General features: G+C 62.7%; 16 protein-coding genes. 13 read left to right on the top strand and 3 right to left on the bottom strand.

Annotated elements, in window-relative coordinates; translation table 11 throughout:
* The first annotated feature begins 6 nt into the window (after positions 1-6).
* The 7 genes from J3P97_RS12740 (at position 7) to J3P97_RS12710 (ending at position 5,262) form a co-directional block, all read left to right on the top strand.
* Positions 7-657, top strand: a complete 651-nt coding sequence (locus J3P97_RS12740; protein WP_434568543.1) for an amino acid ABC transporter permease — start codon at positions 7-9, stop codon at positions 655-657.
* Entirely contained in the window at positions 650-1,372 is a 723-nt protein-coding gene (locus J3P97_RS12735; protein WP_305494738.1) for an amino acid ABC transporter ATP-binding protein, read from the top strand. The genes J3P97_RS12740 and J3P97_RS12735 overlap by 8 nt, the downstream gene beginning before the upstream one ends.
* A gap of 117 nt (positions 1,373-1,489) precedes the next feature.
* The gene (locus J3P97_RS12730) at positions 1,490-2,518 is read left to right on the top strand and encodes a trans-3-hydroxy-L-proline dehydratase (RefSeq protein WP_434604877.1); all 1,029 of its coding nucleotides are present in this window, start codon (positions 1,490-1,492) and stop codon (positions 2,516-2,518) included.
* A gap of 191 nt (positions 2,519-2,709) precedes the next feature.
* Positions 2,710-3,627, top strand: coding sequence for a dihydrodipicolinate synthase family protein (locus J3P97_RS12725; protein WP_186632069.1), 918 nt, complete (start codon positions 2,710-2,712; stop codon positions 3,625-3,627).
* Positions 3,628-3,841: 214 nt separating this feature from the next.
* Positions 3,842-4,396, top strand: a complete 555-nt coding sequence (locus tag J3P97_RS12720) for a DinB family protein (RefSeq protein ID WP_434674353.1) — start codon at positions 3,842-3,844, stop codon at positions 4,394-4,396.
* A 15-nt stretch (positions 4,397-4,411) separates the two neighbouring features.
* On the top strand, positions 4,412-4,762 hold the full coding sequence (locus J3P97_RS12715; RefSeq protein ID WP_434568546.1) for a DUF6152 family protein: 351 nt from the start codon (positions 4,412-4,414) through the stop codon (positions 4,760-4,762).
* The gene (locus tag J3P97_RS12710) at positions 4,762-5,262 is read left to right on the top strand and encodes a DUF6644 family protein (RefSeq protein WP_434674352.1); all 501 of its coding nucleotides are present in this window, start codon (positions 4,762-4,764) and stop codon (positions 5,260-5,262) included. The genes J3P97_RS12715 and J3P97_RS12710 overlap by 1 nt, the downstream gene beginning before the upstream one ends.
* 36 nt (positions 5,263-5,298) lie before the next feature.
* On the opposite strand, the gene J3P97_RS12705 is transcribed toward J3P97_RS12710, so the two are convergent.
* The 3 genes from J3P97_RS12705 to J3P97_RS12695 form a co-directional block, all read right to left on the bottom strand.
* Positions 5,299-5,628: a hypothetical protein gene (locus J3P97_RS12705; protein ID WP_434674351.1), complete on the bottom strand. Its 330-nt coding sequence runs from the start codon at positions 5,626-5,628 to the stop codon at positions 5,299-5,301.
* A 351-nt stretch (positions 5,629-5,979) separates the two neighbouring features.
* On the bottom strand, positions 5,980-7,191 hold the full coding sequence (locus J3P97_RS12700; RefSeq protein WP_434674350.1) for a cytochrome c biogenesis protein DipZ: 1,212 nt from the start codon (positions 7,189-7,191) through the stop codon (positions 5,980-5,982).
* A 167-nt stretch (positions 7,192-7,358) separates the two neighbouring features.
* Entirely contained in the window at positions 7,359-7,622 is a 264-nt protein-coding gene (locus J3P97_RS12695) for a DUF2790 domain-containing protein (protein WP_434674349.1), read from the bottom strand.
* Between the two features lie 223 nt (positions 7,623-7,845).
* On the opposite strand from J3P97_RS12695, the gene J3P97_RS12690 reads away from it, so the two are divergent.
* The 6 genes from J3P97_RS12690 to J3P97_RS12665 all read left to right on the top strand — a co-directional run bounded on the left by J3P97_RS12690 (position 7,846) and on the right by J3P97_RS12665 (position 13,959).
* Positions 7,846-8,586, top strand: a complete 741-nt coding sequence (locus J3P97_RS12690; protein WP_123344949.1) for a response regulator — start codon at positions 7,846-7,848, stop codon at positions 8,584-8,586.
* Positions 8,583-9,905: an ATP-binding protein gene (locus J3P97_RS12685; RefSeq protein ID WP_434604862.1), complete on the top strand. Its 1,323-nt coding sequence runs from the start codon at positions 8,583-8,585 to the stop codon at positions 9,903-9,905. The genes J3P97_RS12690 and J3P97_RS12685 overlap by 4 nt, the downstream gene beginning before the upstream one ends.
* Positions 9,906-10,209: 304 nt before the next feature.
* A complete protein-coding gene (locus J3P97_RS12680) occupies positions 10,210-10,848 on the top strand; it encodes a ferric reductase-like transmembrane domain-containing protein (protein WP_434674348.1) in 639 nt (212 codons plus the stop codon).
* A 16-nt stretch (positions 10,849-10,864) separates the two neighbouring features.
* Positions 10,865-11,383, top strand: a complete 519-nt coding sequence (locus J3P97_RS12675; RefSeq protein ID WP_434674347.1) for an HvfX family Cu-binding RiPP maturation protein — start codon at positions 10,865-10,867, stop codon at positions 11,381-11,383.
* 99 nt (positions 11,384-11,482) lie between these two features.
* Positions 11,483-13,282, top strand: coding sequence for a thiamine pyrophosphate-requiring protein (locus J3P97_RS12670; RefSeq protein ID WP_434674346.1), 1,800 nt, complete (start codon positions 11,483-11,485; stop codon positions 13,280-13,282).
* A gap of 2 nt (positions 13,283-13,284) precedes the next feature.
* Positions 13,285-13,959, top strand: coding sequence for a DUF2238 domain-containing protein (locus J3P97_RS12665; RefSeq protein ID WP_434674345.1), 675 nt, complete (start codon positions 13,285-13,287; stop codon positions 13,957-13,959).
* Positions 13,960-14,013 lie beyond the last annotated feature (54 nt).

Here is a 14,013-nt window from a genome sequence, read left to right as displayed (position 1 = left end):
CTGGTCATGTTTTCTACAAGCCTTACCGTTAATGACGTGCTGTACCTGCTCGAGGGTGCCTGGGTCACGGTGCAATTGACCGCCTGGTCGATCCTGCTGGGCACCGTCGCCGGGTTGCTGTTCGGTTTGCTACGGGCGTTGCTGCCCCGCGCCAGCCTGCCGTTGGCCTGGGTATTGGACGTGTTTCGCAGTGTGCCGTTGCTGATCCAGTTCGTGCTGTTCAACTCCCTCAAGAGCATCGTCGGCCTGGACCTCAGTGCCTTCGCCGTCGGTTGCATCGTGCTCGGCGTCTACGCCGCCGCGTACTTCACCGAGATCGTCCGCGGTGGCGTGCTGGCGGTGCCGCTGAGCACCCGGCGGGCCAGTCGTTCCCTGGGCCTGAGCTACGTGCAGGACTTGCGCTTCATCGTCCTGCCGATCGCCACGCGGGTGGCCTTCCCTGGCTGGTTGAACCTGGTGCTGGGGGTGATGAAAGACACCGCCCTGGTGATGTGGATCGGCATCGTCGAATTGCTCCGCGCCTCGCAGACCATTGTCACGCGGATTCAAGAACCCCTGCTGGTGCTGTGCATCGCGGGCCTCATCTACTACGTCATGAGCCTGGTGGTCGCCCGCCTCGGCGCGCGCCTGGAAAGAAGGTGGCAGGAAAATGATTGAGATCGAAAACGTGCACAAATCATTCGGCAACCTGGAGGTGGTCAAGGGTGTCAGCCTGACGGTGGACAAGGGCGAAGTGGTCTCGATCATCGGCGGCTCCGGCTCCGGCAAATCGACCCTGCTGATGTGCATCAATGGCCTGGAGCCGATCCAGAAAGGCAGCATCCGCGTGGACGGCGTGGAGGTCCACGACAGCGCCACCGACCTCAATCGCTTGCGACAGAAGATCGGCATTGTCTTCCAGCAATGGAACGCCTTTCCCCACCTCACCGTGCTGGAAAACGTCATGCTCGCGCCGCGCAAGGTACTGGGCAAGAGCAAACAGGACGCCGAGGCGCTGGCGGTGCGGCAGCTTGAGCACGTCGGCCTGGGCGACAAGCTCAAGGCCTTTCCCGGCAAGCTGTCCGGCGGCCAGCAACAACGCATGGCCATCGCCCGGGCGCTGGCGATGTCACCCGACTACATGCTGTTCGACGAAGCCACCTCGGCGCTGGACCCGCAACTGGTGGGTGAGGTGCTGGACACCATGCGTATGCTCGCCGAGGACGGCATGACCATGGTGCTGGTGACGCACGAGATCCGCTTCGCCCGCGACGTCTCCGACCGGGTGGCGTTCTTTTGTAATGGTCGAGTTCATGAGATCGGGCCGCCGGACCAGGTGATCGGCAATCCGCAGCAGCCGGAGACGGCGGCGTTTCTGAAATCGGTGAAATAGCGAATGGCCCTTTCGCGAGCAGGCTCGCTCCCACCCGGACTCGTGTACACCATTGAACCCTGTGGGAGCGAGCCTGCTCGCGAAGAGGCCCGACCAGACAACACAAGGATCTGATCCATGCGCTCATCAAAAATCATCCATGTAGTCAGCTGCCACGCCGAAGGCGAAGTCGGCGATGTGATCGTCGGCGGCGTCGCGCCGCCACCCGGCGCCACCGTTTGGGAACAGTCACGCTGGATCGCCCAGGACCAGACCCTGCGCAACTTCGTCCTCAACGAACCCCGGGGCGGTGTGTTTCGCCACGTCAATCTGCTGGTGCCGGCCAAGGACCCGCGGGCGCAAATGGCCTGGATCATCATGGAGCCGGCCGACACGCCGCCGATGTCCGGCTCCAACTCGCTGTGCGTCGCCACCGTGCTGCTGGACAGCGGCATCCTGCCCATGAGCGAACCCCAGACGCGGTTGGTGCTGGAAGCACCGGGTGGCCTGATCGAAGCCGTGGCCGACTGCCGCGACGGCAAGGTGCAGCGGGTCGAGATCAAGAATGTGCCCTCGTTCGCCGACCGCCTCGATGCCTGGATCGAAGTCGAAGGCCTGGGTTCGCTGCAAGTGGACACGGCCTACGGCGGCGATAGCTTCGTCATCGTCGACGCCCAGCGCCTGGGCTTCGCCATCCGGCCTGACGAGGCGGCCGAGCTGGTGGCCGTGGGGCTGAAAATCACCCGCGCGGCGAACGAGCAATTGGGCTTCGTGCACCCGTTGAACGCCGACTGGTCGCACATATCTTTCTGCCAGATCGCCGCACCCCTTGTGACGGAAAACGGCATCGCCACCGGCGCCAACGCCGTCGTCATCCAGCCCGGCAAGATCGACCGCTCTCCCACTGGCACCGGCTGCTCGGCGCGCATGGCGGTGCTGCACGCCAAAGGCTTGATGCAACTGGGCGAGCGGTTTATCGGCCGCTCGATCATCGGCTCCGAATTTCATTGCCGGATCGATTCACTGACCGACGTGGCCGGACGCCCGGCGATCTACCCGTGCATCGCCGGACGGGCGTGGATTACCGGTACCCACCAGTTGTTGCTCGACCCAAGCGATCCGTGGCCGCAGGGCTATCGGCTTTCGGATACCTGGCCCGGGGCATGATTTCCAGCTTCACCCAGAACCCTTGTGGCGAGGGAGCTTGCTCCCGCTGGACTGCGAAGCAGTCCTGAAGGCTGACAACTCGGTGTGTCAGTCAGATCCTGGGGGCCGCTTCGCGACCCAGCGGGAGCAAGCTCTCTCGCCACAAAAGCAACCACATATACCCGTATACGAAATACCAAAAGGAGACACCCATGAGCAAACGCATCAACTGGAGCGGCGTATTCCCCGCTGTCACCACCCAATTCAACGACGACTTTTCCATCAACCTGGAAAAAACCCACCAGGTCATTTCCAACGTCATCCGCGATGGCGTTTCCGGCCTGGTGGTCTGTGGATCCGTGGGGGAAAACACCTCCCTGAGCGCCGAGGAAAAAATCGCCGTGACCGAAGTGGCGGTGGACGCCTCCCGTGGCCGGGTGCCGGTGATCTGCGGCGTGGCCGAGTTCACCAGCGTGCAGGCCGCCAAGGTCGCCAACGCAGTGCGCAAGGTCGGTGTCGACGGGGTCATGCTGATGCCGGCGCTGGTCTACGGCTCCAAGCCGTTCGAGACCGCCGAACATTTCCGCTACGTGGCCCGGCATGCCGACGTGCCGCTGATGGTCTACAACAACCCGCCGATCTACAAGAACGATGTCACCCCGGACATCCTGATTTCCCTGGCCGACTGCGACAACGTGGTGTGTTTCAAGGATTCCTCCGGCGACACCCGCCGCTTCATCGATGTGCGCAACGAAGTCGGTGATCGCTTCGTGCTGTTTGCCGGTCTCGATGACGTGGTCCTGGAAAGCCTCGCCGTCGGCGCCGAGGGCTGGGTCTCGGGCATGTCCAACGTGTTCCCGAAAGAAGGCGAAACCATCTTCCGCCTGGCCCGCGCCGGACGGTTCGCCGAAGCCATGCCGATCTACGAATGGCTGATGCCGATCCTGCACCTGGACGCCCGCGCCGACCTGGTCCAATGCATCAAGCTGTGCGAAGCCATCGCCGGTCGCGGCAGCGCCCTCACCCGCCCACCGCGCCTGGCCTTGCCGGAAGAAGACCGCGTGTACGTGGAGCAGATCATGGCCAAGGCCCTGGCCAATCGGCCGGCGTTGCCGGATGTGGGGCTGTAAAGCCGCAGCCGATGAAAACCCTGTGGGAGCGAGCCTGCTCGCGAAAGCGGTCTGCCTGATTCGAAGGTGCTGGATGTGCCGCCGTCTTCGCGAGCAGGCTCGCTCCCACAAAGGTTGCGCTCTGTTCGTAGGGCCAACCGACCAGCAACACGTCGCCACCGCCAGTCTTTGCTACGCTTTCGCCCGGCGCAACAACGCGAACGGGAGGCGTTCCATGAACTATTTCCTGGCCCAGGCCCTGAACAACCAATGGGCCAACCACCGGCTGCTGGGCGCCTGCGCGCAACTGAACACGGCCGAATACGAAGCCTACCGCACCAGTTTTTTCCCCTCCATCCAAGCCACGCTGTGCCACATCCTTGAGGTTGACCGTTATTACCTGACTGCCCTGGAAGGCGATGTTGACGGCCAGGAACGGGATTTCTACCAGACCCTGGCTTTCGCTGAGCTCAAGGAAAACCAGGGCAAGACCGACCACCGGCTGGTGGCTTTCTGCGAAACCCTGCGGGAAACGGACCTTGCCCGCTCCATCGACCTGGTGCGCGCCGACGGCAGGGTATGCGAGCGGATCGACCGGTTGCTGTTGCACCTGTTCGAGCACCAGATCCACCACCGCGGCCAAGTCCATACCATGCTCAGCGCCACCCACGTCGAGCCGCCGCAACTCGATGAATTCTTTCTCGACTGCGACCGACGTTTCCGCGAGGTCGAGGAACAGCTGCTCCAACTCGACGGGCAGCGGGTCTGGAGCGAATATCATCCCAATTGAACCGGAGAGCTTGTCATGAACCTCACCCTTCGCTGCATTGGTTTATCGTCGCTGCTGGTCGCCACGGCGGCGTTTGCCCACCATGGCTGGAGCGAATACGACGCCAGCAACCCCTTGACGCTGGAAGGCACGATAAAGCAATCCGGTTATTCCCATCCCCACGGCACCGTGCGCCTGCAAACCACCGACAAGACCTGGACCGTAGTGCTGGCGCCGCCCTCACGCATGGAAAGCCGCGGGCTGACCAAGGACATGCTCAAGGCGGGTAACTCAGCCACCGTGGTCGGCTATGCCAACCGCAACAAACCCGATGAACTGCGCGCCGAGCGCATCACCATTGATGACAAGACCACCGAGTTGCGCTGATGCAGGCCGCGGGTCCGGCCGCGCAAGGCTGGATGGACCGGCTGGCCGACTCGTCGCTGGCATTGGCCATGCGCGACGAGCTATGGCTGTACCCGCTGGTGGAGGTGCTGCACATCATCGGCTTTTCGGTGCTGGTGGGCGCGGTGGTGATGTTCGACTTGCGCGTCCTCGGCCTGTCCAAGGCCATCGCCGTGACCGCCCTCGCCCGGCACCTGCTGACCTGGGCCGTCGGGGCCCTGCTGCTGATCGTACCGGCCGGGCTGATGATGTTCAGCGCGCACCCGCAGGATTTCGCCGGGAATAACGTCTTTATCCTCAAGCTCAGCCTGATTGCGGCGGCGGGCATCAACGCCCTGCTGTTTCATGTCGGAACTCACCGTTCGGTCGAACAATGGAATACCGGTCAGAAGGCCCCCGGGCTGGCACGTGTCCAGGCACTGGTATCGATCGCGCTATGGATCGCGGTGATTCTCTGCGGTCGACTGCTGGCCTACACCTGAGCTACACCTTGAAAAAAGGCGATTGCCGCTGAGGGGCTAGCGTCGCGCCAACGCGTGACGCACGCATTGTTCGTAATAGGTCTGCTTGACGGCGGCAGGCTTGAGCCGCGATGCGCTGTTGTAGGTCTGCTCGGTAATGCCCAGGGCAGTCATGCGCATCCATGGCCGCGCAAACTTGCGCACTTGCAGCTTCTTGCGCGCCCCATACAGGCTGACACCGGACAGCTTCGACGCCTGGGCGCCCGCCGCAATGTCCGAACCCCAGCGACACACCGACTGCTGGTTCGAGGTAAGCGCCCTGGCCTGGGCTTCAAGCGAGACAGCGGTCAGCAACATGGCCGCCGCGATCCATATAGAAACGCGCATAGGTTTGTCGTCCAACATTCTGAAATGAAAGAAGTTTGACTTGGTGTGAATGAGCAAGGGGCCAGCATTTTCACTTTGCTCCCGGCCTTGGCGACGTAACTTAGAACTAACTGCATGAAAATCTTATAAGCCATTAAACTTAAAGCGTTTTTCCCAGTAACGAGTAGTCATACAGCAGTTCTCCGTTCTGGAATCCACATATAAACCCGTGGCGAGGGAGCTTGCTCCCGCTGGGCCGGGCTGGCGCTCCAGCGCGCAGCGGCCCTAAAAAAGCACAGACAACTCGGTGCGTCAGCCAGAGACTGGGGGGCCGCTTCGCAGCCCAGCGGGAGCAAGCTCCCTCGCCACGGGTCAGTTGCTGGCCTTCGCTTGTTGCAGCAGTTGTTGAATCACTTGCTCCTGCTCTGCATAACGCCCTTCGCCAAAGTGGCTGTAGCGCACCTGCCCCTTGGCATCGATGAAGTAATGGGCCGGCCAGTACTGGTTGTTGAAGGCGCGCCAGATCGAATACTGGTTGTCGATGGCCACCGGGTAATGGATGTCGAGCTTGCGCACCTGTTCGCGGACGTTATCGATGATCTTCTCGTAGCCGTATTCCGGCGTATGCACGCCGATCACCACCAACCCGTCCTTCTCGTATTTCTTCGCCCAACCATTCACGTACGGCAGCGTGTGCTGGCAGTTGATGCAGTCGTAGGTCCAGAAATCCACCAGCACCACTTTGCCCCGCAGTGACTCGCTGTTCAGGGGTGGCGAGTTGAGCCATTGCACCGCGCCTGCCAGCGAAGGCATCGCGCCCTGAGCATCCAGGGGCGGCAGGCTGCTGGCGTCAGCCTTGCTGACCACGTAATCGATGGCCTTGGGCACGTTCTCCAGCAGGCTTTTTTCCAGGCTGGCGGACTGTTCGGAGGACGTCGCCGCCAACAACCGGTCATCTGCCCCGCTGCCGATCGCCACGGCCGCCAGCAACACCAGCCCGCCCGTCGCCCGACGCAGCCACGCGGTGATCGGCAGCGAGGGTTTCAGCCGACCGATCAGGCCACGCCCGGCCAGAATCAGCGTACCCAGCGACAAGGCGCTACCCAGGCCGTAAGCAAGCAACAGCAGGCTGGTCTGCGCGCTGGCACCTTGGAGCATCGCCCCGGTCAGGATCACCCCAAGGATCGGCCCGGCGCACGGCGCCCAGAGCAGCCCCGTGGCGACGCCGATCAGCAGCGACGCCAGCGGCCCAGCCATCCGTCCGGCTCCGGCGTCGAGGCGATTGCCCAGGCTGACCAGCGGTCGCGCGAGCCAGGTGCCGACCCGGCTGAACATCAGCGACAAGGCAAACAGCACCATCACCACCAGGGCGACTTGCCGGCCGACGCTGCTGGCGCGGATGACCCACTCGCTGCTGACCACCGCAAGGCTCGACACCAGGGCGAAGGTCAGCACCATGCCGGCCAGAGTCAGCAGCACCGAGCCACGCGATTGATTGGCGCGGGCGAACAGGAATGGCACCACGGGCAGGATGCAAGGGCTGAGGATCGTCAGGACCCCGCCGAGAAAAGCGATCAGAAGCATGGCAACACCTCAAAATGAAAGTTGGCGGAAGAACCCGTGGCGAGGGAGCTTGCTCCCGCTGGGCGCGGAGCGCCCCCTCGTTTCTGCCTGACACACCGAATGGTCAATGCGTTTTTGGGGCCGCTTCGCGGCCCAGCGGGAGCAAGCTCCCTCGCTACGAGAGAACGTCAGTTCTGGTTGGTGCAGTGATCAGAAAACTTGCGATAGTCCAGCGCCTGCTCGTGTCCCGCGGAATCCAGATAGGTCATGTGGGCATTGACCACGCCACAGGCCGGTTGCGGGTCTTCGGTCAGGGACAGCACTTTGCGCACGTCCAGGTGGCTGCTGTAGCTATAGGTCTGCGGCTGAACGTTGCTTTCGGCCCGCGCCGACAAGGTGCAGATGTTCAGCGCGGCAAACAGGCAGGCGGCGTAGATGGCTTTGGTGTTCATGACGATGTCCTCGATTCAATGGTTTATCGCAGAGGCCCGTTGTGTTGCCTCGATGGATGCCATTGAATGCCGCCCTGGTATCGCGCCTGTATCGGGCCAGGGGGCTTTTTGCATCGCTGTGTATCCGCCGCGCGCCAGATACACTGCAATACAAACCGTCGCGGGCCAGGCCGGCTGGTGCCTGTAGACTGGCCAACAACAAAACGCCAAGGGGCAGAACAGCATGGATCATGTCGATCATGTGTTGATCGTCGATGACGATCGCGAGATTCGAGAGCTGGTGGGCAACTACCTGAAAAAGAACGGCCTGCGCACCACCGTGGTCGCCGATGGCCGGCAGATGCGGGCCTTCCTGGAAACCACCCCGGTGGACCTGATCGTGCTGGATATCATGATGCCCGGCGATGATGGCCTGGTGTTGTGTCGGGAACTGCGCGCCGGCAAGCACAAGGCCACGCCGGTGCTGATGCTCACCGCCCGCAACGACGAAACCGACCGCATCATCGGCCTGGAAATGGGCGCCGACGACTATCTGGTCAAGCCTTTCGCCGCTCGCGAGCTGCTCGCCCGAATCAACGCCGTGCTGCGCCGCACCCGGATGTTGCCGCCCAATCTGGTGGTCACCGAGAGCGGACGCCTGCTGGCGTTCGGTCGCTGGCGGCTGGACACCACCGCCCGCCACCTGCTGGACAGCGACGGCACCATGGTCGCCCTGAGCGGCGCGGAGTACCGTCTGTTGCGGGTGTTCCTCGATCATCCGCAGCGCGTCCTCAACCGCGACCAGTTGCTGAACCTGACCCAAGGCCGTGACGCCGATCTGTTCGATCGCTCCATCGACCTGCTGGTCAGCCGCTTGCGCCAGCGCCTGCTGGACGATGCCCGTGAGCCGGCCTACATCAAGACCGTACGCAGCGAAGGCTACGTGTTCTCGCTGCCGGTGGAGATCCTCGAGGCGTCGGTATGAAGCTGTCGCTGCGCTGGCCACGTACCCTCGCCTCGCGCTTGTCGTTGATCTTCCTGATCGGCCTGGTCCTGGCCCAAGGCCTGTCGTTTGGCGTCCAGTATTACGAACGCTACGAGAGCGCGAAGAACACCATGCTCGGCAACCTCGAAACCGACGTCTCGACGTCCGTCGCCATCCTCGATCGCCTGCCAGCCGCCGAGCGAGAGGCCTGGCTGCCGAAACTGGCCCGGCGCAACTACGGCTACGTGCTCGACGAAGGCGAACCTGGCATGCCGATGTTGCCCGACAACGCACCGATATCGGTCAGTTCGATCCAGCAAGCCCTGGGCGAAGCCTATGCGCTGACCTATAACCAGATCCCTGGCCCGAAGATGCACTACCAAGCGCACCTGCGGCTGAAAGACGGCAACCCGCTGACCATCGATGTACGTCCGGCAATGGCGCCACTTTCGCCCTGGCTGCCCGCGGTGCTGCTCGGGCAACTGGCGCTGTTGATCGGCTGCACATGGCTGGCCGTGCGCATCGCCGTCAGCCCGCTGACCCGGCTGGCCCAGGCCGTGGAAACCCTCGACCCCAACGCCCACGGCGTGCGCCTGGACGAAAAAGGCCCGACCGAAGTGGTACACGCGGCAAAGGCGTTCAATGCCATGCAGGACCGCATTGCCGCCTACCTCAAGGAGCGCATGCAACTGCTGGCGGCGATTTCCCATGACTTGCAGACGCCCATCACCCGCATGAAACTGCGCGCCGAATTCATGGACGACGGCATCGAAAAGGACAAACTGTGCAGCGATCTGAGCGAGATGGAACACCTCGTGCGTGAGGGCGTGGCCTACGCTCGCAGCATCCATGGCGCCACCGAGGCCAGTTGCCGGATCAGCCTGGATGCGTTTCTCGACAGTTTGGTGTTCGACTACCAGGACACCGGCCAGGACGTGCAGTTGTCGGGCAAGAACGCCGCCGTGATCGACACCCGTCCCCATGCGTTGCGGCGGGTGTTGGTCAACCTGGTGGACAACGCGCTGAAATTCGGCGGCGCGGCGCAGATCCAGGTCCAGCCTGCCACCCATGGGCAACTGGCGATCCAGGTGCTGGATCGCGGGCCCGGCATCAGCGAGGCAGAACTGGCCGAAGTGCTCAAGCCGTTCTACCGGGTGGAGAGCTCGCGCAATCGGGAAACCGGCGGCACGGGCCTGGGACTGGCCATTGCCCAACAACTGGCGAGTGCCATGGGCGGCTCGCTGACCTTGAGCAATCGCGATGGCGGCGGCTTGTGTGCCGAGTTGCGGTTGGCTTGCAATACCCCATCCGGAAGCTGATCAAGCCTGTGGGTTGCGTTAAGTGAACAGCATTACCCTGTGGGAGCGAGCCTGCTCGCGAAAGCGCTTTGACAGTCGACATCACTGTTGGCTGACCTGACGCCTTCGCGAGCAGGCTCGCTCCCACAGGGTTCGGCATTCGGCTTGATGTTGGGTTTGTATATCAGTGTGTCAGCAGGCACATGACATACACAAACTTGCACACCAGCGTCATTCCCGACACACCCCGCTTACACCCGCTTGAAAGACTCCTTGTGTCCCCGGCCACCCTGACGGCCGGGCCATGAATTCAAGGAGCCTACCCATGCCTGCCACCACCGCAACGCCACCTGCTTTCCGTTTCCAGGGCTGGTCGCTGTTCAGCCTGATCGCCGTCCTGGTGCTGTTGATGACCGCGCTGATCCTGGCACTCAACCCGGACCTCACCGAAGGCGTTCGCAGCGCCATTCGCGCCACCGCCCGGTCATCCTTTGCCCTGTTCCTGCTGGCCTTCACCGCTTCGGCGTTTGCCGTACTGGTGCCCTCGCCCCTGAGCAAGTCCCTGGTGCGCGAACGGCGCTTCATCGGCTTGGCCTTTGCCTTTTCGCACCTGGTTCACGCGGTGTTGATCTATTGGTACGGCCAGCTCAACACAGAGTTCTGGCCCGGCCGCACGACCGTCGGCAATCTGCCCGGCAGTGTGGGTTATGTGTTCATCCTGCTGCTGGCCCTGACCTCGTTCAAAAGCACCACGCGGCTGATCGGCGCCACCGCCTGGAAACGCCTGCACACCACCGGCATGTGGGTGTTGGCGGCGATCTTTGCCTACTCCAACTTCAAGCGCATTCCGATGAGCGCCTGGTACGTGCTGCCCTTCGGCCTGATCTGCGCCGCCACGGCGGTCCGCCTGGTGGGCAAGCTCGCCCAGGCCAACAAGCGCCACGCCCTGCAACGTGCGGCCTGAGTAAGGGAGATCAAACATGTACGCGTCTTTTTCGAAAGCCTTGAACGGCCTGCACCTTAACCTCGACCACGCCGGCTCATGGCTCGCACCGCTGGGGCTGCGCCTGTTCCTGGCCTGGGAGTTCTTCGAGTCGGGCCTGGAAAAATGGCACGGCCAGAACTGGTTCGCGGAAATCCAGGCGGCCTTCCCGTTCCCTTTCAACCATGTGCCGGCCAGTTGGAACTGGGAACTGTCGATGTGGGCGGAGCTGATCTGCGCCATCGCCCTGCTGGTGGGCCTGGGCACACGTGTTTCGGCGCTGGTGCTGATGATCGTCACGGTGGTCGCGACGGCGGCCGTGCACTGGCCGGCGGATTGGTCGAGCCTGAGCGAACTGGCCCAGGGATACGCCATCACCAACAAAGGCTTTGGCAACTTCAAGCTGCCATTGATTTACCTGGTGGCGCTCCTGCCGTTGCTGTTGCAGGGCGCCGGAAAATTGAGTGTGGATGGCTTGCTGAGGAAGCTGCAATCGATAAAAAAATCGAAACCTTGAGCGGCTTGCGTCGGTCCAGTCCTGTATGAGCCACGGCGCTGCGTACCGCTGCCCAGGGTCGCAGCCCGACAAGACAGCCCATCAGGACGAGGAACAGACATGAGCATGACCGTCGGCGATTTTCTGGTTGAGCGCCTTTACGAGTGGGGGGTTCGCCGTATCTACGGCTACCCGGGCGATGGCATCAACGGCGTGTTTGGCGCCTTGAACCGGGCCAAGGGCAAGATCCAGTTCATTCAGGCGCGTCACGAGGAAATGGCCGCATTCATGGCCTGCGCCCATGCCAAGTTCACCGGCGAGCTGGGGGTCTGTATCGCCACTTCCGGGCCAGGGGCGTCGCACCTGATCACCGGCCTGTATGACGCGCGAATGGACCACATGCCGGTCCTGGCCATCTGCGGCCAACAAGCGCGAAATGCGCTTGGCGGCCATTACCAGCAGGAACTCGACCTGGTCAGCCTGTTCAAGGATGTAGCCGGCGCGTTCGTCCAACAAGCCAGCGCACCGGCGCAGGTGCGCCATCTGCTCGACCGCGCCGTGCGCACGGCGGTAGGCGAGCGCCGGGTCACCGCGCTGATCCTGCCCAACGATTTGCAGGACATGGAATACACGGCGCCGCCCCACAAGCACGGCACTCTGCATTCTGGCGTCGGTTATCGCAAACCCAAGGTCGTGCCTTACGAGGAAGACCTGCAGCGGGCCGCCGAAGTCCTCAACGCTGGCAAGAAGGTCGCCATCCTGGTGGGCGCCGGGGCGCTGCATGCCACGGATGAAGTGATTGCCATCGCTAACAAGCTCGGTGCCGGCGTCGCCAAGGCCTTGCTTGGCAAAGCCGCGGTGCCCGACGAGTTGCCGTGGGTCACCGGCGCCATCGGCCTGTTGGGCACCGAACCCAGTGACAACCTGATGGCCGGTTGCGACACGCTGCTGATGATCGGGTCCGGCTTCCCCTATGCCGAGTTTCTGCCCCGGGAGGGCCATGCGCGTGGCGTGCAGATCGACCTGCAGCCCGACATGCTCAGCCTGCGCTACCCCATGGAAGTCAACCTGCAGGGTGACAGCGCCGACACCCTGCGAGCCTTGTTGCCGCTGATCGAAGAAAAGACCGACCGCGCCTGGCGCAAGAAAATCGAACACTGGCGTGCGGACTGGGACAAGACCCTGGAAAAACGCGCGCTGGTCTCGGCCAAGCCGATCAATCCGCAACGGGTCACGTTCGAACTGTCCCCACGGTTGCCGGACCGCGCCATCATCACCTGTGATTCCGGCTCCTGCGCCAACTGGTATGCCCGGGACCTGCAGATCCGTCGGGGCATGCTGTGTTCGCTGTCCGGTGGCCTCGCCTCCATGGGCGCCGCCGTGCCCTACGCCATTGCGGCCAAGTTCTGCCATCAGGATCGGCCGGTCATCGCCCTGGTGGGCGACGGTGCCATGCAGATGAACAACATGGCCGAGCTGATTACCGTCGCCAAGTATTGGCGCAGCTGGACGGACAGCACCTGGATCTGCGCAGTGTTCAATAATCAGGATTTGAACCAGGTGACCTGGGAACAGCGGGTCATGGAGGGCGATCCGAAATTCGAGGCCTCGCAGAACATTCCCGACGTGCCCTACCACCTGTTCGCCGAATCCATTGGCCTCAAGGGCATCCTCGTCGATCAGGAAAGCGACGTGGCCAGCGCCTGGGAACAGGCACTTGCCGCCGAACGCCCGGTGCTGATCGAATTCCGTACTGATCCCGACGTGCCGCCGCTGCCGCCACACATCAAGCTGGAACAGGCGAAAAAATTTGCCTCGACTCTGCTCCAGGGCGACCCGAACGAACGGGGCATCGTGGTCGAGACCGCCAAACAGGTGCTGGGCGCACTGCTGCCCGGCCAGCGCAAGGATAAAGAGTAAGCATGCCGATCCGAGCAAGCCGTTACGAGCTGATCCTGCTGGGAAGTTTTATCGCCCTATGGACGGGGCTGGCTATCGCGCCGGTCAAGCGCAGCGACTGGCTGGCGGAAAATCTGCTGGTGTTTGCGCTGCTGATCGTCCTGGTGGCGGTCCATCGGCGGTTCAGCTTCTCGCGTCTGTCGGCGACGCTGGTGTTCGTTTTCCTCTGCATCCATGAGGTCGGCGCTCACTACACCTACGCAAAAGTCCCCTACAACCAATGGTGGCAAGCCCTGACCGGTGGCCAGCCGCTGGACCAGCTCCTGGGTTTCCAACGCAACCAGTTCGATCGCCTGGTGCACTTCAGCTATGGCCTCCTGCTGGCCTATCCGGTACGCGAGGCGCTGCTGCGGGTAATCCCGGCCCGTGGTTTCGCGGGTTATTTCCTGGCGTGGAACCTGATCCTGTCGTCATCGGCCATCTATGAGCTGATCGAATGGATCGGCGGCGCTTATATGGGCGGCGACACCGCCAAGGCCTTCGTCGGCGCGCAACATGACCCGTGGGACTCGCAAAAGGACATGGCGCTGGCGGGCTTGGCCGCGTGCTTGACGTTGGTGGCCGCCGCCGCGGTCAACTATTTCCAGCAACGGGACTTTGCCCTGGAATGGGCACTGCGCAAGAAAGCCAGCACGTGAAAGGGACCGGTCCTCGGAAAAATGATGCAACTGGTCAGCATTTTCTCACTTTTA

Source organism: Pseudomonas sp. R1-15 (assembly GCF_051132085.1).
Lineage (GTDB): Bacteria > Pseudomonadota > Gammaproteobacteria > Pseudomonadales > Pseudomonadaceae > Aquipseudomonas.
The sequence above is the reverse complement of the archived record's forward strand: the minus strand, read 5'-3'. Positions and strand labels throughout refer to the sequence as shown.